Origin of the sequence: Pantoea sp. EKM20T (genome assembly GCF_011800485.1) — a bacterium.
In the GTDB taxonomy this organism is placed as follows: domain Bacteria; phylum Pseudomonadota; class Gammaproteobacteria; order Enterobacterales; family Enterobacteriaceae; genus Pantoea; species Pantoea agglomerans.
In genome coordinates, this window is record NZ_JAALFW010000016.1 from 21,695 (window position 1) to 41,147 (window position 19,453).

Sequence of the window (19,453 nt, forward strand, 5' to 3'; positions counted from 1 at the left end):
TGGTTCAGGTAAGAAACTCAAGCATTATTCCATTGCTAACCTTCATATAGCAAGGCGACTTTAGCCAGCTTGTGAAGTTTCTTTACATTTAAATCGCTAATGTGTCGGACAAAACAGCGCTTTGCTGAAAAAGCCAGCAGAGAGGCGACCTGCCGTCACATCAACTCCAGAGTTAAGCACAGAAAAAGGGGTGGCGCTATCAGGGGACACTATTTAGAATCGCCGCCATGAAAACAGAGAATCCCGGCGTACATTTTGTCGCCATCACGGCTGAAAATGCCGGACAACGCATTGATAACTTTTTGCGCACCCAGCTCAAGGGTGTGCCCAAAAGCATGATTTATCGCATCGTTCGCAAAGGCGAGGTGCGGGTGAATAAAAAGCGCGTCAAGCCAGAATATAAGCTGGAGGAGGGCGATGAGGTGCGCATTCCGCCGGTTCGGGTAGCGGAACGCGATGAAGATGCCGTTTCCCCCAAACTGGCGAAAGTGGCTTCACTGGCCGATGCCATCCTGTTTGAGGATGAGTCGCTGCTGGTGATGAATAAGCCTTCCGGCACAGCCGTGCATGGCGGTAGCGGACTCAGCTTCGGGGTGATTGAAGGGTTACGTGCCCTGCGACCGGAAGCGCGCTTTCTGGAGCTGGTGCATCGCCTGGATCGTGACACCTCCGGCATTCTGCTGGTCGCTAAAAAGCGTTCGGCGCTGCGTTCCCTCCATGAGCAACTGCGCGAAAAGGGGATGCAGAAAGACTATCTGGCCCTGGTGCGCGGCAACTGGCCGTCACACCTGAAGGTGGTTCAGGCGCCGCTGCTGAAAAACATCCTGCAAAGCGGTGAGCGCGTGGTGCGCGTCAGCAGCGAAGGCAAAGCCTCGGAAACCCGCTTTAAAGTAGAAGAGCGGTTCGAGTTTGCCACGCTGGTGAAAGCGAGCCCGGTCACCGGTCGTACCCATCAGATTCGCGTCCATACGCTGCATGCCGGGCATCCCATTGCCTTCGACGATCGCTACGGAGAACGTGAGTTTGACAGTCAGCTGGCGGCAACCGGTTTAAAACGCCTTTTCCTGCATGCTGCGGCGCTGACCTTTACGCATCCCGGCACTGGCGAAGTGATGCGGGTCGAAGCGCCACTGGATGATGGCCTGAAGCAATGCCTGCTTAAGCTGCGTCAGCGGAAAGCGTAATCTCTCCGGCATCAGTTCGTTAAAGGATTGATGCCGGCCTGCTGCAACATCTCATTGAGCGCGATCAACGGCAGCCCGACCAGCGTATTGGGATCGCGTCCCTCCAGCCGATCAAACAGACAAATCCCCAGACCTTCACTTTTAAAACTGCCCGCACACTGAAGCGGCTGCTCCTTTTCCACATAGCCGCTGATTTCAGCGTCAGTCAACGTGCGGAAATGAACCACAAAGGGCTCACAGCAGTGCAGCAGCGTGCCACTGACCGGATGAAATAGCGCCAGACCGGTATAAAAGGTAATGGCTTTTCCGCTGGCGGCACGCAGTTGCGCCCGCGCATTCTCAGCCGTGTGAGGCTTACCGGCGATAGCGCCATCCAGCACGCAAACCTGGTCGGAGCCGATTATCCAGTGGCTGGGATACGTTTTTGCCAGTGCCTGCGCTTTAGCCACGGCAAGACGGGTTACCAGCGCTTCAGCGGTTTCATCGGGCTGGGGTGACTCATCAACCTCAGGCGCGGCGGTAATAAAAGGCAGGCCGAGTTTATGCAGTAATGCCTGCCGAAAGGGCGAGGTTGAAGCTAAAAGAATCGATGGCGTCATTTTTTTTCAATAGTGATAGCGAATTGGTGACAGTCATTTTAAACTGTGCGCCGCACTGGATGCGAATAGTGGTTGAAAGATGCTGTTTAACGGCCTTTTTCTTTGACTCTATGACATTACAAAGTTAATATGCGCGCCCTATGCAAAAGGTAAAATTACCCCTAACGCTGGACCCTGTCCGCACTGCTCAGAAGCGCCTTGATTATCAGGGTGTCTACACATCTGTACAGGTGGAGCGTGTGGCCGAGTCGGTCGTTAGTGTGGACAGTGATGTGGATTGTGCCATGTCGTTTGCGGTTGATAACCAACGTCTGGCAGTACTGACGGGTACTGCTGAAGTACAAGTGACGTTGCGTTGCCAGCGCTGCAACCAGACCTTTCCTCATCACGTAAAAGTGAGTTACTGCTTCAGCCCTGTCTCTTCTGAAGAGCAGGCCGAGGCATTGCCGGAAGCGTACGAGCCGGTCGATGTCAACGAGTTTGGTGAGATCGATCTGCTGGCGGTTGTCGAGGATGAAATTATTCTCGCGCTGCCGGTCGTTCCGGTGCACGATTCTGAACACTGTGAAGTGTCCGAGGCGGACATGGTCTTTGGTAAACTGCCTGCAGAGGTGGAGAAACCAAATCCATTTGCCGTATTAGCCAGTTTAAAGCGTAAGTAATAGGAGTAAGGTCCATGGCCGTACAACAGAATAAACCCACCCGTTCTAAGCGTGGTATGCGTCGTTCGCACGATGCGCTGACCACTGCTGCTCTGTCAGTAGATAAAGTTTCTGGCGAAACTCATCTGCGTCACCACATCACTGCGGACGGTTACTACCGCGGTCGCAAGGTTATCGTTAAGTAAGTTTCTTGCTTAGCAAGGCGATACCTTGACACGTTTGACCCTGGCGATTGATGCCATGGGCGGGGACTTCGGTCCCTGCGTGACAGTGCCTGCAGCATTGCAGGCACTGGCCTCTCATTCGGAACTATTCCTTCTTCTGGTCGGACATCCCGACACCCTCATGCCATTGCTTGCCAAAGCGGATTCCTCCCTGATGGGGCGTTTGCAGGTCATCCCTGCCGAATCGGTTATTGCAAGTGATGCGCGGCCCGCTCAGGCCATCCGCAACAGTCGCGGCAGCTCAATGCGTGTGGCACTGGAGATGGTTAAAGAGGGACGTGCGCAGGCCTGCATCAGCGCCGGGAATACCGGTGCGCTGATGGGGCTGTCGACGCTCTTATTAAAACCGCTGGATGGCATTAAACGTCCGGCGCTGATGTCCGTTTTACCGCACCAGCAACAGGGTAAAACCGTGGTGCTGGATCTGGGCGCAAATGTGGGCTCAGACAGTGCGATGCTGGTGCAGTTTGCTGTAATGGGGTCGGTAATGGCTGAGCATGTGCTTGGTATTGCACGGCCCCGTGTCGCGTTGCTCAATATTGGTCATGAAGAGACCAAAGGGCTGGAAACGATCCGCGACGCCGCGGCAGTGCTGCGAGAATCACCGCAAATCAACTATATTGGTTACCTTGAAGGTAACGAACTGCTCACCGGTAAAACGGATGTGATGGTCTGTGACGGTTTTGTCGGAAACGTCACGCTGAAGACTATGGAAGGCGTGGTAAGAATGTTTCTTTCTCTGCTGAAGTCATCAGGGGAAGGTAAAAAACGGTCATGGTGGCTTCAGTTGCTGGGGCGCTGGATTCAGAAACGTCTGACGAAGCGCTTCGGGCATCTCCACCCTGACCAGTACAATGGCGCTTGTCTGTTAGGATTGCGCGGAACAGTGATCAAGAGTCACGGTGCGGCAAATCAACACGCCTTCGCTGTGGCGATAGAACAGGCAGAGCAGGCGGTGAGGCAGCAAATTCCCGAGCGAATTGCTGCGCGCCTTGATGCTGTATTAGCCAGGAGTGACAAAGCCTAGATGTATACCAAAATTATCGGTACGGGCAGTTATCTGCCAAGCCAGATCCGCACCAATGCCGATCTGGAAAAAATGGTGGAGACGTCGGACGAGTGGATTGTTACCCGTACCGGCATCCGCGAGCGTCGTATTGCTGCGCCTGACGAAACCGTCGCCACCATGGGATTCAGCGCGGCGCAACGCGCCCTTGAAATGGCAGGCATTGAAGCGAACGATGTTGGGCTGATTATTGTCGCCACAACCTCTTCCAGCCATGCCTTCCCCAGCTCTGCCTGCATGATCCAGCAAATGCTGGAAATCAAAGACTGCGCGGCGTTTGACCTCGCTGCCGCCTGTGCAGGTTTCACCTATGCACTGAGCGTGGCCGATCAATACATCAAAAATGGCGCGGTGAAACATGCGCTGGTGATTGGTGCTGATGTCCTGGCACGCGCACTTGATCCGGAAGATCGCGGCACCATCATCCTGTTTGGCGATGGTGCAGGCGCGGTCGTGCTGGGTCAGAGCGAAGAGCAGGGGATCATCTCTACCCATCTTCATGCTGATGGTCGCTATTCACAGCTGCTGACGCTGCCTTATCAGGATCGTGCGCATCAGGATCAGCCCGCTTATGTCACCATGTCAGGCAACGAAGTCTTCAAGGTTGCCGTCACCGAGCTGGCTCACATCGTTGATGAAACGCTGCAGGCCAATAATCTCGATCGTGAAATGCTGGACTGGCTGGTGCCGCATCAGGCGAACCTGCGCATTATCAGTGCCACCGCGAAAAAACTCGGCATGACCATGGATAAAGTGGTCGTCACACTGGATCGTCATGGCAATACCTCTGCCGCATCGGTGCCAAGCGCACTGGATGAAGCGGTCCGTGATGGCCGCATCAAACCCGGACACCTTATTCTGCTGGAAGCCTTTGGTGGTGGATTCACCTGGGGTTCTGCGCTGGTTCGCTTTTGATTGACAGGAACGAAAAATGACGCAATTTGCATTTGTTTTCCCCGGTCAGGGTTCACAGACCGTGGGCATGCTGACTGAATTAGCGGCAACGTATCCGCTGGTAGAAGAGACTTTCCGTGAAGCCTCTGACGTGCTGGGATATGATCTGTGGCAATTAGTGAGTCAGGGTCCGGCTGAAGAGCTGAACAAAACCTGGCAGACTCAGCCTGCACTGTTAGCCGCCTCCGTGGCAATCTACCGTGTCTGGCAGCAGCAGGGCGGTGAACAGCCAGCCCTGATGGCTGGTCACAGCCTGGGTGAATATTCAGCGCTGGTTTGCGCGGGTGTGCTTAACTTTGCGGATGCAGTGAAGCTGGTTGAACTGCGCGGCAAACTGATGCAGGAAGCGGTGCCTGAAGGCACTGGCGCGATGCAGGCGATTATTGGCCTGGATGACGCGGCTATCCGCAAAGCCTGTGAAGAGAGCGCGCAGGGTCAGGTCGTCTCACCGGTTAACTTTAACTCGCCGGGCCAGGTGGTTATTGCGGGTAACAAAGAAGCCGTTGAACGTGCGGGTGCCGCCTGTAAAGCAGCGGGCGCTAAGCGTGCCTTGCCACTGCCGGTCAGCGTTCCTTCTCACTGCGCACTGATGAAGCCTGCGGCCGATAAACTGGCGGTGGCGCTGGAGAGCATCACCTTTAACGCGCCTGCGGTACCGGTGATCAACAACGTTGATGTGAAAGCTGAAACCGACGCTGCGGCCATCCGCCATGCGCTGGTCCGTCAGCTCTACAGCCCGGTTCGCTGGACCGAGAGCGTGGAAGCGATGGCAGCACAGGGCGTGACGCAGCTCCTGGAGATGGGGCCAGGTAAAGTCCTGACCGGACTGACGAAACGTATTGCCGATAGCCTGACAGCGGCTGCCGTTAACGATACTGCATCCCTGACGGCTGCACTCGGTAAGGAATAAGAGGAATATCATGAGCTTTGAAGGTAAAGTTGCGCTGGTTACCGGCGCGAGTCGCGGCATTGGTCGTGCGATTGCAGAAACACTGGCGGCACGCGGTGCTAAAGTGGTAGGAACTGCAACCAGCCAGAGTGGCGCCGACGCCATCAGTGCTTACCTTGGCGACAAGGGCAAAGGCCTGTTACTGAATGTGACTGACGCTGACTCAATCAGCACTGTTTTAGAGAATATTCGTGCTGAATTTGGCGAAGTGGATATTTTAGTCAATAATGCAGGCATTACGCGTGATAATCTTCTCATGCGCATGAAGGACGATGAGTGGGAGGATATCCTGGATACCAACCTCACATCGGTATTCCGCCTTTCCAAGGCGGTCCTGCGTGCCATGATGAAAAAGCGCGTGGGCCGTATCATCACCATTGGTTCCGTTGTTGGAACCATGGGTAATGCGGGCCAGGCAAACTATGCGGCAGCAAAAGCGGGTTTGATTGGCTTTAGCAAATCACTGGCGCGCGAAATCGCGTCACGTGGCATTACCGTCAACGTCGTGGCTCCAGGCTTTATTGAGACTGACATGACGCGGGCACTGAACGAAGATCAACGTTCCGGTATTTTGGCGGAAGTTCCTGCGGGTCGCTTAGGCGAAGCTCAGGAAATCGCCAATGCTGTGGCATTTTTAGCCTCTGACGAAGCAGCCTACATCACAGGTGAAACGCTGCACGTCAACGGCGGAATGTACATGGTCTGATAAATCACGAAATGATTTGCTTTATTTGCGGTTAGAACCGCAAAATAACGCAAAATCGTGGTTCGACCAGCCGGGATTTTGTTGCATCTTTTTCACCATTTTATACACTACGAAAACCATCGCGAAAGCGAGTTTTGATAGGAAATTAAATAGTATGAGCGATATCGAACAACGCGTTAAGAAAATCATCAGTGAGCAGCTGGGTGTGAAAGAGGAAGAAGTCACCAACTCTGCATCTTTCGTAGAAGACCTGGGTGCCGATTCTCTTGATACCGTTGAGCTGGTGATGGCTCTGGAAGAAGAGTTTGATACTGAGATTCCAGACGAAGAAGCTGAGAAAATCACTACCGTTCAGGCAGCGATCGACTATATCAATAGCCATAAAGGCTAATGAATATCTTCAGGCGGTCGCTCGACCGCCTGATTTTTTTGTTTGTCCCACATAGTTCCCTATTTCCCCTCCCTGGAGGACGAACGTGTCTAAGCGTCGTGTAGTTGTGACTGGTCTTGGCATGTTGTCTCCTGTCGGCAATACCGTAGAGTCTACCTGGAGTGCTCTCCTTGCCGGTCAGAGCGGCATTACCCTGATCGACCATTTTGATACCAGTGCTTATGCAACACGTTTTGCAGGTCTGGTAAGAGATTTTAATTGTGATGACTACATCTCGCGCAAAGATCAGCGCAAGATGGATGCCTTCATCCAGTACGGCATTGTGGCCGGTATGCAGGCCATGCAGGACAGTGGTCTGGTTGTTACCGACGAAAATGCAAGCCGTATGGGCGCAGCAATTGGCTCCGGCATCGGTGGTTTAGGTCTGATTGAAGAGAATCATACTTCACTGGTCAACGGCGGCCCGCGCAAAATCAGCCCATTTTTTGTGCCTTCAACCATCGTTAACATGGTGGCGGGTCATCTCAGCATCATGTATGGCCTGAAAGGTCCAAGCATCTCTATCGCGACAGCCTGTACCTCTGGTGTGCATAACATCGGTCATGCCGCACGCATCATCGCCTATAACGATGCTGATGTGATGCTGGCGGGTGGCACAGAGAAAGCCAGTACGCCATTAGGCGTCGGTGGCTTTGGTGCAGCACGTGCTCTCTCAACCCGTAATGAAAACCCGCAAGCGGCCAGCCGCCCGTGGGATAAAGATCGTGACGGTTTTGTGCTGGGTGACGGCGCTGGCATTGTGGTACTCGAAGAGTATGAACATGCGAAGAAACGTGGTGCGAAAATCTACGCGGAAATCGTAGGTTTTGGTATGAGCAGCGATGCCTACCACATGACTTCACCACCAGAAGATGGATCAGGCGCCGCCGCGGCAATGATCAACGCATTGCGCGATGCTCAGCTTACGCCAGAGCAGATCGGCTATGTCAACGCGCACGGCACCTCCACGCCAGCGGGTGATAAAGCGGAAGCGCGGGCGGTGAAATCGGTCTTTGGGGCAGCAGCCAGCAGCGTGATGGTGAGCTCGACCAAATCAATGACCGGACACTTACTGGGTGCGGCAGGCGCGGTTGAATCGATCTACTCGATTCTGGCGCTGCGCGACCAGGCCGTTCCACCGACCATTAACCTCGACAATCCGGATGAGGGCTGCGATCTCGACTTCGTGCCCCACACCGCGCGTCAGGTTCCCGGTCTGGAGTACACCCTGTGTAACTCCTTCGGTTTCGGCGGAACCAACGGTTCGTTGATCTTCCGTAAAGTGTAATCGTTGTTGATTGCTAAAAAGGCCCGCGATGCGGGCCTTTTTTTATCCTGCAGAATGCGCTGAAATCACGAGTCACGCTCAGGAGAGAACCATGTGGATTAACGGGTTAAAACAATCGATGCTGGCCGCCAGCGACCGCGGCCTGCAGTTTGGGGATGGCTGTTTTACTACCGCCGCGGTGCGTCAGGGTAAAATCGTGCTGCTGGAGAGCCACATTCAGCGCCTTAAAGAGGGCTGTGAGCGGTTATGGATTGATGGCGTCGACTGGCTTCAGCTTGAGACTGAAATGCAACAGGCCGCGCAGCAACAAACCCAGGCGGTGCTGAAAGTGATTATCAGTGCCGGCAGCGGCGGACGGGGCTACAGCCGGTGCGGCTGTGGTGAATCCACGCGAATCGTCTCGCTGGCGCCCTGGCCGCAACACTACGCCGATTTACAGCACCGTGGCGCGTCACTCCGGCTCAGCCCGGTCCGTCTGGCACGTAATCCACAGTTTGCCGGTATCAAGCACCTTAATCGTCTGGAGCAGGTGATGATCAGAGCTCATCTTGACCAGACAGACGCCGACGAGGCACTGGTGCTTGACACTGAAGGTTGGGTGGTGGAATGCTGTGCGGCCAATTTATTCTGGCGTCAGGGCTCGCAAATTTTTACGCCTGATCTGTCAGCGTCGGGCGTGGATGGCATTATGCGGCGAAGTCTGATGGCGCAACTTGCGGCCGAAGGCCAGGCTTGCCAGGTAATAAAAAGCGAACCGGCGCAGTTGCTGGCCGCCGATGAAGTGGTGATATGTAACGCGCTGATGCCGGTCCTGCCGGTCCGACAGATAGAAGCGGTAGAGTTTACTGAGCGTTCGCTGTTTAATCAGTTGCGCGCAAGCTGTGAAAAGATAATGGATGCATCATGATTCGAAGCAAAAAAATCGTCGTCAGCCTGCTGGCGATCGTGGGTCTCGCGGCTGTGCTGAGTTACTGGCAGGTTAAGCGGTTTGCGGCCACCCCGTTAACCCTGCAGCAGGAAACGATCTACACGCTGCCTGCCGGCACGGGCCGGGTCGCACTTGAAGCGCAGCTGGAAGAGCAGAAGATTATTCCGCACAGTATCTGGTTTGGCGCGCTGCTGCGTCTGGAACCTGAACTGGCGACCTTCAAGGCGGGTACCTATCGCCTTGAGCCGACCATGACGGTGCGTTCGCTGTTACAGCTGCTGGCCAGCGGTAAAGAGGCGCAGTTCCCGGTGCGGTTCGTGGAAGGCCAGCGGCTGAAAGAGTGGCTGAGTGAGCTGCGCAAAGCGCCTTATATCCGGCATACCCTGAAAGATGATCAGTTCGCCACCCTTGCCAGCGCACTAAAAGTGGAGCCTGAGCAGCTGGAGGGCAACTTCTTCCCGGATACCTGGCTCTACACGGCTAATACCACCGATATGGCGCTGCTGCAGCGCGCTCATGAGCGGATGAAAAAAACCATTGCTGAGGTGTGGCAGGGACGGGCGGATAATCTGCCCTATAAAACCCCGCAGGATCTGGTGACCATGGCCTCAATCATTGAGAAAGAGACCGGCGTCAGCGAAGAGCGCGCGCGCGTAGCCTCGGTGTTTATCAATCGCCTGCGCACCGGTATGCGGTTACAGACCGATCCCACCGTCATCTATGGCATGGGCGACAGCTATAACGGGACGCTGACCCGCAAAGATCTTGAGACGGCCAGCGCTTACAATACCTATATCATTAACGGTCTGCCGCCGGGTCCGATCGCCATGCCGGGTAAAGCCTCTCTGCAGGCAGCGGCCCATCCCGAGAAAACCAACTATCTCTACTTTGTTGCGGACGGCAAGGGCGGCCATACCTTTACGACTAATCTTGCCAGCCATAACAAGGCGGTGCAGGTTTACCGGCAGACGCTAAAGGAAAAAAATGAACAGTAAGTTTATCGTCATTGAAGGCCTGGAAGGCGCCGGTAAAACCACCGCGCGTGACGCCATCGTCGCCACGCTGCGTGCCCGTGGCATTCACGATCTGGTCTTTACCCGTGAGCCAGGCGGTACGCCGCTGGCAGAACAGCTGCGGGTGCTGGTTAAGCAGGGTATTGAGGGCGAGCAGGTTACAGATAAAGCGGAACTGCTGATGCTCTATGCGGCGCGGGTTCAGCTGGTGGAAACGGTCATTAAACCGGCGCTGGCGCGCGGTGCCTGGGTGATCGGCGACCGTCATGATCTCTCTTCTCAGGCTTATCAGGGGGGCGGACGTGGACTTGACGCCGATCTGATGCAGACACTGCGTGATACCGTGTTAGGTGATTTCCGCCCCGATCTCACGCTCTATCTTGATGTGACACCCGATATCGGTCTGCAGCGCGCCCGTGCGCGCGGTGAGCTGGATCGCATTGAGCAGGAGTCATTGCGCTTCTTTGAACGCACCCGCGCGCGCTATCTGGCGCTGGCAGCGGAGGACCCCACCATCATCACCATCGATGCGACACAATCACTGGGTGATGTGACAGCGTCACTTCAGGCGGCGCTGGATGGCTGGCTGGCGGAGCAGGCGTGATGAACTGGTATCCGTGGCTGAATCAGCCTTATCGCCAGGTGATTGGCCAGCATCAGGAGAATCGCGCTCACCATGCGTTGTTGATCCAGGCGATGGCAGGTATGGGCGATGAGGCGCTGGTCTGGGGGATGAGCCGCTGGCTGATGTGCCAGCAGCGGGATGGCCTGAAAAGTTGCGGGCAGTGTCACGGTTGCCAGCTGATGCAGGCCAATACCCATCCTGACTGGTATCGGCTTGAGGCGGAGAAGGGCAAAAGTACCCTGGGCATCGACGCGGTGCGGCAGGTAACGGAAAAAATGTACCACTTTGGTCAGCAGGGCGGCGCGAAAGTGGTCTGGCTGCCGGATGCCGCGCAGCTTTCGGAAGCGGCGGCCAACGCCTTGCTGAAAACGCTGGAAGAGCCGCCAGCCAACAGCTGGTTCTTCCTCAGCAGCCGCGATCCCTCGCGCCTGCTGGCCACGCTGCGCAGCCGCTGCATGGCGCTGCATCTGACGCCGCCGGACGAAGGACAAAGCCTGCTCTGGCTGAAGAAGCACGCTGCGCACGACGAACAGATGCTGCTGGCGGCTCTGCGTCTGAGCGCAGGTGCACCCGGTGCGGCGCTGAGCCTGCTGGAAAACGGACCGTGGCAGGCCCGGCAGAAGCTCTGCGATGCGCTGTCCGCTGCGTTGCAGCAGGACATCCTGCAACTGCTGCCTGCGCTGAACGCCGACGACGCGGCAGCGCGTATCGGCTGGCTGCTCTCTTTGCTGCTGGATGCAATGAAGTGGCAGCAACATGCGGGTCAGTGGCTGAGTAATATCGATCGTCAGGATGTGGTGCAGTTGCTGGCCGGATACTTTTCAGCCAGCGCGCTCAACAGCAGCCTCCAGGAGTGGATGCGCTGTCGCGAGCAGCTACTGCATGTGGCATCGGTGAATCGCGAATTATTGCTGACCGATCAGCTTCTGAGCTGGGCGGACAAACAGAAGCCCGCGCTTGTCGGCTAAACCTATCTGAGAGTAATTATGTTTATTGTGGATTCCCATTGCCATCTTGATGGCCTGGACTATGAAAAAAACCATCGTGACCTGGATGATGTGATCGCCAAAGCGGCGGCGCGTGATGTGAAATTTATGCTGGCAATCGCCACTACGCTGCCGGGTTTTCATACCCTTAAAAGTCTGGTCGGCGAACGGAAAAATATAGCGCTCTCCTGCGGTGTGCATCCGCTGAATCAGGAAGAGGCCTATGATGTTGAGGAGTTTCGTCGGCTCTCTGCCGATCCTCAGGTGGTGGCCCTGGGTGAAACCGGGCTGGATTATCACTATCAGCCAGAAACGAAAGATCAGCAGCAGCGTTCGTTCCGGGAACATATCCGTACCGGTATTGCGCTGAACAAACCGATCATTGTTCACACCCGTGATGCCCGCGAAGATACACTGGCGATTCTGCGTGAAGAGCAGGTTGAACGTTGCGGCGGCGTGCTGCACTGCTTCACTGAGGATCAGCCCACCGCAGCAAAACTGCTGGATATGGGCTTCTACATCTCTTTTTCCGGCATCGTCACATTCCGCAATGCCGAGCAGTTACGTGAAGCCGCACGCTATGTGCCGCTGGATCGGATGCTGGTGGAAACGGATTCGCCTTATCTGGCCCCGGTGCCTTTGCGTGGTAAAGAGAATCAGCCCGCTTATACGCGCGATGTTGCCGAATATCTGGCTGTACTAAAAGGGGTGGATTTAGAAACGCTGGCAGCCACAACAACCCAAAACTTCTCAACGCTGTTTCATATCCCGATGAGCCAGCTGGGCGCCTGATCAGCTATTATTTCAGCCTCTGTAATTAATCTGTAACCTGCGTATATGACCCTGTTTTTTCAGACAGGGTCAGCTTTTTATCGCCGATTACTGGTGCGAATCAGTAAGAAATTTCGTAAAGTGCGCCCTTGTGATTGTCGAAACGTGATACCCGTCAAAGTAACAAATCGGGAATTATTTTACCCTTCGTAATAAATCAAAAGGCGGTCACCGCCAGCCCGGCAAAGAATCCTCCCTCTTTGCCACGCGCACTGCGCAAATATGCACTCTTACTCAGGAGCTTCACGCTATGTTCAAAAATGCTTTTGCCAACCTTCAAAAGGTCGGTAAATCGCTGATGCTGCCGGTATCGGTTCTGCCGATTGCCGGTATTTTGTTAGGGGTCGGTTCAGCCAATTTCAGCTGGTTACCTGCAGTGGTTTCGCATGTGATGGCAGAAGCGGGTGGATCGGTGTTCGCCAACATGCCGCTGATTTTCGCTATTGGTGTGGCGCTGGGCTTTACCAATAATGACGGCGTTTCGGCGCTGGCAGCGGTTGTTGCCTATGGCATCATGGTGAAAACCATGGCGGTGGTTGCCCCGCTGGTGCTGCATCTGCCTGCGGCGGAGATCGAGGCTAAACACCTCGCCGACACCGGGGTACTGGGCGGTATTATCGCCGGCTCTATTGCCGCGTACATGTTTAATCGCTTCTACCGCATCAAGCTGCCAGAATATCTGGGCTTCTTTGCCGGTAAGCGTTTTGTGCCGATTATTTCCGGTCTGGCAGCTATCATTCTCGGCGTACTGCTCTCCTTTATCTGGCCACCGATAGGTTCCGCGATTCAGAAGTTCTCACAGTGGGCTGCCTATCAAAACCCGGTTGTCGCCTTTGGTATTTATGGCGTAATTGAACGCGCGTTGGTGCCATTTGGTCTGCATCACATCTGGAACGTTCCTTTCCAGATGCAGATCGGTGAATACACCAATGCGGCAGGTCAGGTGTTCCACGGTGATATCCCGCGCTATATGGCGGGTGACCCGACCGCAGGTAAACTCTCTGGCGGCTTCCTGTTCAAAATGTACGGTCTGCCAGCGGCAGCGATTGCTATCTGGCATTCAGCGAAGCCTGAAAATCGCGCCAAAGTGGGCGGTATCATGATCTCCGCCGCGCTGACCGCATTCCTGACCGGTATCACCGAACCGATTGAATTCTCATTCATGTTCGTGGCACCAATCCTGTATGTGATCCATGCGCTGCTGGCGGGTCTGGCATTCCCAATCTGTATCCTGCTTGGGATGCGTGATGGCACCAGCTTCTCTCACGGTCTGATCGACTTTATCGTCCTGAGCGGCAACAGCAGTAAAATCTGGCTGTTCCCGATTGTTGGTATCATCTATGGTCTGGTTTACTACACCATATTCCGTGTACTGATCGCGAAGCTGGATCTGAAAACACCTGGCCGTGAAGAGAGCAGCAGCAGCGAGCAATCTACCGCGACCGGTACAGAGATGGCGGGCAAACTGGTGGCGGCGTTTGGTGGTAAAGAGAACATCACCAACCTGGATGCCTGTATCACCCGTTTACGTGTCAGCGTCGCCGATGTGGCGAAAGTGGATCAGACTGAACTGAAAAACCTCGGCGCCCGTGGCGTGGTGGTTGCCGGTTCCGGTGTGCAGGCGATTTTCGGGACTAAATCCGATAACCTGAAAACCGATATGGATGATTACATCCGCAGCATGTAATGATTTACAGCGATGAAAAAGCCCCGCTTAGCGGGGCTTTTTTTTGGCCGGGATTCAGAGGTAAACGCGCAGATACTCTGTCAGGCAGAGCAGGGCCATCGCCTGGCCGTAGGGCATAGAGGTCAGAGGAACCGTGCGGTAGTAATCCAGATCCTTGCCCATTGCGGTACCAAAGGAGACCTGTTTTAACTCGCCATCGTCATCAATATTGGCAATCACGCCGCGCAACGCTTTTTCTGCCACCTCGAGATATTCCGCGGGCAGATAACGCTTGCGAACCCCTTTCAGAATGCCATAGGCAAACCCGGCGGTGGCGGAGGCTTCCGGGTAGCTGTGCGGATCATCAAGCAGGGTGTGCCACAATCCGCTGCTGTGCTGACACTCCCTGAGCGCTTTAACCTGGGTCTCCAGCACCTGCTGCAGAAAACGGCGGGTAGCGTGATGCTCAGGCCAGTTCATCATCTCCAGGAAGTCGGGAATAACAATCGTCACCCAGCTGTTACCGCGCGCCCAGCGTGCATCAGCAAAGTTATGGCGACCGTCAAAGTTCCAGCCGTGGAACCATAAGCCGGTTTTGCGATCCATCAGATACTGGGTGTGCAGCAGGAACTGATAACTCGCTTCTTCAATCCACTCATCGCGCTTCAGCAACTGGCCAATTTTCGCCAGCGCCATTACGCTCATCATCAGCGTATCGTCCCAGAGCTGCTGCGGGTTTTCGTTGTTATAGACAATGTGCTGCAGGCCGCCCTGTTCGGTACGCGGCATCTCATACATGACCCATTCTGCCCAGCGCTCCAGCACCGGCACCCAGGCCGGGTTCCCGGTCTCTTCGTAACGGTAGGCCAGCGTCAGAAAAGGACAAACGGTATTCACATTTTTGGTCGGCGTGCCTTCCGCCAGACGCTGCGTAAACCACTCATCAATGATCGCCAGCGTCTGCTGGTCACCGGTCTGCTGATAGTAGTGCAGCATGCCATACAGACCGATGCCGTGTGTCCATTCCCAACCCGCCCAGCCTTTGGTATCAATCACCCGGCCATCGTCCAGCCGTAATAAAAATTCGCCTGTCTCATCGGTGATGTTAACCAGATTCTGTGTCAGCTTTTGAATCAGCTGTACCAGTTCGCTGCGTGGCAACAGATGTTCGGGCTGGCACAATAATTTGCTGTGTTTAACGGGAAATACAGTCATGGTTTATTCCTGTCGTTTTAAGGTCGGGTTTAAAGAAGGGTTTAAAGTGGGATGTGCGGACAATTTTTCCGGCGCTGGCTTATTACGATTAAGGAAGCCAATGTTGTTGTTGCCCCAAAGATTTTCGTAAGGCATGCCAGCCAGCGTTTCTACAATTCCGCGTGCTTCCGGCGTGATGCTTTCCGGCACGATGCGGCCCGCGTCGCGCATCTTCAGCGTCTCCTGGCGCAGCACAGTGTGGGTCTGCAGATTAAGCTTAAAGCGCAGTGACACGATAAAGCCGCAGGCCAGCACGGCCACAGTGCCTATGCTGAGAATCGCCAGGATAGTGTGGCTGACGCCGGGTACCTGGGTCGCCTGTCCAGAGACAAAGCCGGAGAGCTGCAGCACGATGCCGACCAGCATGACTGCGCCAGCCTGCGACGCTTTACGCGTCAGGGTCATGATGCCGGCAAAAATTCCTTCACGGCGCTGTCCGGTGATCACCTCATCCACATCGGCGATATAGGTATAGGTGTTCCACGGCACATAGTTGATGCCGCCACGTCCCAGGCCTGCCAGGGCAGAGATCACCAACAGCAGCGACATGTTGTCGTTCATTCCGGCATACCACAATCCAGCGTAAGAGAGCGCCGCCAGGCCAAACAGCACAGCCACCAGACGGTAGGCGGGCGCGGGTCCCATGCGGATGCAGAGCGGAATCATCGCCATCACGGCAATAAACTGCAGCACCGCCATGGTGCCCATCAGGCTGGAGGCGACCTGAGCGCTCTGCATCAGCACAAATACCACATACCAGGTAAAGACGGCGTTAAACACATCCTGGGCGATATAGCCGCCGAGGTACATGCCAAGGTGCTGGCGGAAGATGCGGATGCGTAAGGTTGAAGCCAGCTCGACATAGAGCCGTTTGAGATTCTGCATCAGCGTCAGCTGCTGCTTTTCCTGTTCTGCACGGCGTGACTCGGCGGAAAAGTCATCGGGGTGACGCTCCCAGGTAAAACACCACACCAGCGTCAGCACCAGCGCGCAGATTACCGAAAACACCAGGCTGGCGTAGAAGAAGGAGAGAGGATTATCTTTGCCCAGCATACCCAGCAAAATACCGGGTAAAAAGGCAGCCAGAATGGCCGACAGCTGTGCCAGGCCGATGCGGGCACCGGAGAAGCGGGTTTTCTGTTTGAAATCGTCGGTCATTTCCGGCACCAGCGTTTCATACGGCACCAGGATCATGGTGTAGACGATATCAAACAACAGATACGTGCAGAGATACCACCAGAAACTCATGTCGCTGAGCCACATCAGGCTATAACTGAATACACAGGGTATGCCGAGCAGGATAAAGAATTTGCGGCGGCCAAAGCGTTTGCCCAGCCAGGTCGAACCGAAGTTATCGGTCAGAAAGCCCATCAGCGGACTGACTATCGCATCCAGCACGCGGGCAGCGGCAAAGATCAGCGTGGCCTGAATCGGGGTTAACCCACAAAAGGTGGTGTAAAAATAGAGCAACCAGGCGGCGGTCAGCGCCGTGGTGCCTGCTCCAAGAAAATCTCCGGAACCGTAGGCCAGATAGTGGCCAAGACCAATTTTACGTGAGCGCATGTCTGATGCTCCTTGATGTTTATGGCGGTTTATCCCTGGTGACGCCGGTCATCTCACCCGGACTGGTTAGCAAAGTAGAACTGACGGGTCGGCTAAACCTTCGCAATTTGGCAAGTGCTGGCTCTGAAGTGGCAGTCATACAAAGAAAAGGGTGGCGAAATTCTAATTTATAAAACAGCGTTTCATTTTCTGGTGTGGCAGGGGCGTTGTTAGCATTCTGAACAGCGTGCGAGTCACGGAGAGAGGGTGCTGCTGCAAAGGCAGGCGAACAATGCAAGAAAAGTGGTCCTGAGGTTGAAAGAAAACAAATTTCTCCCGCATACTGATTGATTAAGACTCAGGCTAAAGCTAAAGGAATTGCACCATGGCAGAAGAAACCATTTTTAGTAAAATTATCCGCCGCGAAATCCCCGCTGATGTGGTTTATCAGGATGAGCTGGTCACTGCCTTCCGCGACATTTCGCCCAAAGCGCCGACCCATATTTTAATCGTGCCGAATGTGCTGATCCCAACGGTCAACGAGGCGGAAGCGGCGCATGAGCATGCGCTGGGACGTATGTTTACTACCGCGGCGAAAATCGCCCGTCAGGAAGGTATCGATCAAAATGGTTATCGTCTGATTGTGAACTGCAATCAACATGGTGGTCAGGAGGTTTATCACATTCATATGCATCTGCTGGGCGGTGAACCGCTGGGACCGATGCTCTCTAACTGACCTGATAACGGAAGCGTGCTATGCGATCCTGGCTGACTGGCCTGCCGATCCTGCTCTGCCTGACGGCCTGCAGCAGTGATAAACCGATGATCAATACGTCACAGTCGCTGGTGATGGAGTCCTCTGTGTTGTCGGCAGGGATCATTACCGATGAACCGACGCTGGATGAGAACGATGGACTGAAGCGTGCCACCAGCGTGCTCTATAATCAGCGCGAAACACCGGTTGTTGTGCACTATCGTTACTACTGGTATGACGACAAAGGGCTGGAAATCACCCCGCAGGAACCGGCGCAGACCGTTACCGTTCCGGCGCAGGGCAGCATTATCGCCACTTCGCAACTGGGTAACCTGACGGCCAGCAAGGTTCGTCTTTATCTCTATCTTTAAGGATTTTCTACGTGATACGCAGTGTTAATCGTACCGGAGCGCTACTGATGGCGCTCATTCTGACCGGCTGTGTCGTGAAACAGCAGCAGCCTGCACCGGTTGAACCGACCCAGCCTGTGGAGCCGGTGCAGCCCGTTCCACAACCTGAACCGGTGCCGCAACCGCAGCCTGTGCCGCAGCCACCGAAACTGGTTACTATCAACTGGGATGCCAGCGTTCAGCCGCTGGTGGCGCAGATGTTACAGGCCGCCAGCGCCGAGCCGGGCAGCGTGTTGCTGGTGGATCGGGTTAAAAACAGCACCAACGGTGCGCTGCAAAGCGAGAAAGCGACGGCAGCTATCCAGAATGCGCTGAATAACAACGGCAAATTCACCCTGGTTTCTGCTGACCAACTGGCGCAGGCCAAGCAGACGCTGGGATTATCGCCGGATGACAGCCTGAACTCGCGCAGTAAAGCGATTGGCCTGGCGCGTAACGTTAATGCTCAGTATGTGCTCTACAGCAACGCGCGTGGCGATGTCAAAGCGCCGACGCTGCAAATGCAACTAATGCTGGTCCAGACCGGCGAGATCATCTGGTCCGGCAACGGCATTGCACAGAATTAATCCCGCTTTCCAGCGGATGATTCAGCAGGTCACCGGCGAACCAGAAAAGACATCCTTTATCCCGCTTGCCGGTCTGACCGGGCACAGCCAGAAGATTGTCAGCCCGCGCGGAACTTTTATCGCGCGGGCGGCACCGCAACCGGTTATTCCGTTTGTGGATCGGCAGCGTGAATTCCGTCTGTTACGCAAACTGCAAGCCAGCGGAGTGGCACCGCAGCCCGTGGCGGGCCATCATCAGGGGATTATCCTGACCTGGTGCGCAGGCGAAGCGCTGGATGAACACCGTTTCAGCCAGCAGCGTCCACAGATCGTGGCACTGCTACAGCAGCTGCATCAGCAGCCGCTGACCGGCTATCGTGTGCAGTTGTTGCCGCTGTTATGGCGCTACTGGCAGCTCACTCCACAGCGGCATCACCGCTGGTTGCGGGCGCTCAGGCGTCTGACGCAGCAGGGTGAACCTCACCCGCTGAGGCTGGCTCCGCTGCACATGGATCTGCATGCCGGAAATGTCATACAAGGTCCCGAAGGTCTGCGTCTGATCGACTGGGAGTATGCCGCCGATGGCGACGTGGCGCTGGAGCTGGCGGCTGTCTGTGCCAGCGATCCGCAGCACCAGGCCGAGTGGCTGGCTGAGTATGCCGCGGCGATGCAGTTGCCGCTTACCGCGCTGGTGCAGCAGGTCAGACGCTGGCAGCCCTGGCTGCAGTTGCTGATGGCCAGCTGGTATCAGCTCCGTGCCAGTCAGCGTGATGACGACACATTACAACAGCTGGCTCGACAGAGCTGGGAACAGATTTAATCGCGTTACGCAGGTGC

At 55.3% G+C, this 19,453-nt stretch carries 22 protein-coding genes; 19 read left to right on the forward strand and 3 right to left on the reverse strand.

All coding sequences use genetic code 11. The annotated features are described in order from the left end of the window. The first annotated feature begins 227 nt into the window (after positions 1 to 227). A complete protein-coding gene (gene rluC, locus HFD94_RS20505) occupies positions 228 to 1,184 on the forward strand; it encodes a 23S rRNA pseudouridine(955/2504/2580) synthase RluC (RefSeq protein WP_010669849.1) in 957 nt (318 codons plus the stop codon). 11 nt (positions 1,185 to 1,195) lie between these two features. Here the strand turns inward: rluC and HFD94_RS20510 are convergent, their stop codons facing one another. After that, positions 1,196 to 1,783 (reverse strand): nucleoside triphosphate pyrophosphatase, encoded by a 588-nt coding sequence (locus HFD94_RS20510; protein WP_010246348.1) that lies wholly within the window; start codon positions 1,781 to 1,783, stop codon positions 1,196 to 1,198. A 140-nt stretch (positions 1,784 to 1,923) separates the two neighbouring features. On the opposite strand from HFD94_RS20510, the gene yceD reads away from it, so the two are divergent. The 14 genes from yceD (at position 1,924) to ptsG (ending at position 14,132) form a co-directional block, all read left to right on the forward strand. Further along, the gene (gene yceD, locus HFD94_RS20515; RefSeq protein ID WP_010246346.1) at positions 1,924 to 2,445 is read left to right on the forward strand and encodes a 23S rRNA accumulation protein YceD; all 522 of its coding nucleotides are present in this window, start codon (positions 1,924 to 1,926) and stop codon (positions 2,443 to 2,445) included. Positions 2,446 to 2,459: 14 nt separating this feature from the next. Then, complete coding sequence (rpmF, locus tag HFD94_RS20520; RefSeq protein ID WP_003849870.1) at positions 2,460 to 2,630, forward strand: 50S ribosomal protein L32; 171 nt, start codon at positions 2,460 to 2,462, stop codon at positions 2,628 to 2,630. Positions 2,631 to 2,655: 25 nt separating this feature from the next. Further along, positions 2,656 to 3,696 carry a phosphate acyltransferase PlsX gene (gene plsX, locus HFD94_RS20525; RefSeq protein ID WP_022625870.1) on the forward strand — a complete coding sequence of 347 codons (1,041 nt, stop codon included), beginning with the start codon at positions 2,656 to 2,658 and terminating at the stop codon, positions 3,694 to 3,696. Beyond that, on the forward strand, positions 3,697 to 4,650 hold the full coding sequence (locus tag HFD94_RS20530; protein ID WP_010246341.1) for a beta-ketoacyl-ACP synthase III: 954 nt from the start codon (positions 3,697 to 3,699) through the stop codon (positions 4,648 to 4,650). A 16-nt stretch (positions 4,651 to 4,666) separates the two neighbouring features. Further along, positions 4,667 to 5,599, forward strand: a complete 933-nt coding sequence (fabD, locus tag HFD94_RS20535; protein WP_122889011.1) for an ACP S-malonyltransferase — start codon at positions 4,667 to 4,669, stop codon at positions 5,597 to 5,599. Positions 5,600 to 5,609: 10 nt separating this feature from the next. After that, the gene (fabG, locus tag HFD94_RS20540; protein WP_111533672.1) at positions 5,610 to 6,344 is read left to right on the forward strand and encodes a 3-oxoacyl-ACP reductase FabG; all 735 of its coding nucleotides are present in this window, start codon (positions 5,610 to 5,612) and stop codon (positions 6,342 to 6,344) included. Positions 6,345 to 6,498: 154 nt separating this feature from the next. Beyond that, on the forward strand, positions 6,499 to 6,735 hold the full coding sequence (gene acpP, locus HFD94_RS20545; RefSeq protein WP_003849865.1) for an acyl carrier protein: 237 nt from the start codon (positions 6,499 to 6,501) through the stop codon (positions 6,733 to 6,735). Between the two features lie 85 nt (positions 6,736 to 6,820). Then, positions 6,821 to 8,062, forward strand: a complete 1,242-nt coding sequence (gene fabF / locus HFD94_RS20550) for a beta-ketoacyl-ACP synthase II (RefSeq protein WP_022625869.1) — start codon at positions 6,821 to 6,823, stop codon at positions 8,060 to 8,062. 91 nt (positions 8,063 to 8,153) lie between these two features. Next, positions 8,154 to 8,969 (forward strand): aminodeoxychorismate lyase, encoded by an 816-nt coding sequence (gene pabC, locus HFD94_RS20555; RefSeq protein WP_167433505.1) that lies wholly within the window; start codon positions 8,154 to 8,156, stop codon positions 8,967 to 8,969. After that, the gene (gene yceG, locus HFD94_RS20560; protein ID WP_010246324.1) at positions 8,966 to 9,985 is read left to right on the forward strand and encodes a cell division protein YceG; all 1,020 of its coding nucleotides are present in this window, start codon (positions 8,966 to 8,968) and stop codon (positions 9,983 to 9,985) included. The genes pabC and yceG overlap by 4 nt, the downstream gene beginning before the upstream one ends. Continuing rightward, positions 9,975 to 10,607, forward strand: coding sequence for a dTMP kinase (gene tmk, locus HFD94_RS20565; RefSeq protein WP_163639602.1), 633 nt, complete (start codon positions 9,975 to 9,977; stop codon positions 10,605 to 10,607). The genes yceG and tmk overlap by 11 nt, the downstream gene beginning before the upstream one ends. Next, on the forward strand, positions 10,607 to 11,596 hold the full coding sequence (holB, locus tag HFD94_RS20570; protein WP_052270910.1) for a DNA polymerase III subunit delta': 990 nt from the start codon (positions 10,607 to 10,609) through the stop codon (positions 11,594 to 11,596). The genes tmk and holB overlap by 1 nt, the downstream gene beginning before the upstream one ends. Before the next feature lie 18 nt (positions 11,597 to 11,614). Further along, the gene (locus HFD94_RS20575; RefSeq protein ID WP_167433506.1) at positions 11,615 to 12,406 is read left to right on the forward strand and encodes a metal-dependent hydrolase; all 792 of its coding nucleotides are present in this window, start codon (positions 11,615 to 11,617) and stop codon (positions 12,404 to 12,406) included. 289 nt (positions 12,407 to 12,695) lie between these two features. Continuing rightward, the gene (ptsG, locus tag HFD94_RS20580) at positions 12,696 to 14,132 is read left to right on the forward strand and encodes a PTS glucose transporter subunit IIBC (protein WP_167433507.1); all 1,437 of its coding nucleotides are present in this window, start codon (positions 12,696 to 12,698) and stop codon (positions 14,130 to 14,132) included. A gap of 54 nt (positions 14,133 to 14,186) precedes the next feature. Here the strand turns inward: ptsG and HFD94_RS20585 are convergent, their stop codons facing one another. Beyond that, positions 14,187 to 15,326, reverse strand: a complete 1,140-nt coding sequence (locus HFD94_RS20585; protein WP_061901573.1) for a glycoside hydrolase family 105 protein — start codon at positions 15,324 to 15,326, stop codon at positions 14,187 to 14,189. Positions 15,327 to 15,329: 3 nt separating this feature from the next. Beyond that, positions 15,330 to 16,928 (reverse strand): MFS transporter, encoded by a 1,599-nt coding sequence (locus tag HFD94_RS20590; protein WP_167433508.1) that lies wholly within the window; start codon positions 16,926 to 16,928, stop codon positions 15,330 to 15,332. A gap of 364 nt (positions 16,929 to 17,292) precedes the next feature. Here HFD94_RS20590 and hinT point away from each other — a divergent pair, with 364 nt between their 5' ends. The 4 genes from hinT to thiK are packed head-to-tail and all read left to right on the forward strand — an operon-like array spanning position 17,293 to position 19,436. Continuing rightward, positions 17,293 to 17,643, forward strand: a complete 351-nt coding sequence (gene hinT / locus HFD94_RS20595; RefSeq protein WP_009090851.1) for a purine nucleoside phosphoramidase — start codon at positions 17,293 to 17,295, stop codon at positions 17,641 to 17,643. A gap of 20 nt (positions 17,644 to 17,663) precedes the next feature. Next, positions 17,664 to 18,032, forward strand: coding sequence for a YcfL family protein (locus HFD94_RS20600; RefSeq protein WP_010669861.1), 369 nt, complete (start codon positions 17,664 to 17,666; stop codon positions 18,030 to 18,032). Positions 18,033 to 18,043: 11 nt separating this feature from the next. Further along, positions 18,044 to 18,637 (forward strand): penicillin-binding protein activator LpoB, encoded by a 594-nt coding sequence (gene lpoB / locus HFD94_RS20605; RefSeq protein ID WP_022625861.1) that lies wholly within the window; start codon positions 18,044 to 18,046, stop codon positions 18,635 to 18,637. A gap of 16 nt (positions 18,638 to 18,653) precedes the next feature. Further along, positions 18,654 to 19,436 (forward strand): thiamine kinase, encoded by a 783-nt coding sequence (gene thiK / locus HFD94_RS20610; protein WP_167433511.1) that lies wholly within the window; start codon positions 18,654 to 18,656, stop codon positions 19,434 to 19,436. Positions 19,437 to 19,453 lie beyond the last annotated feature (17 nt).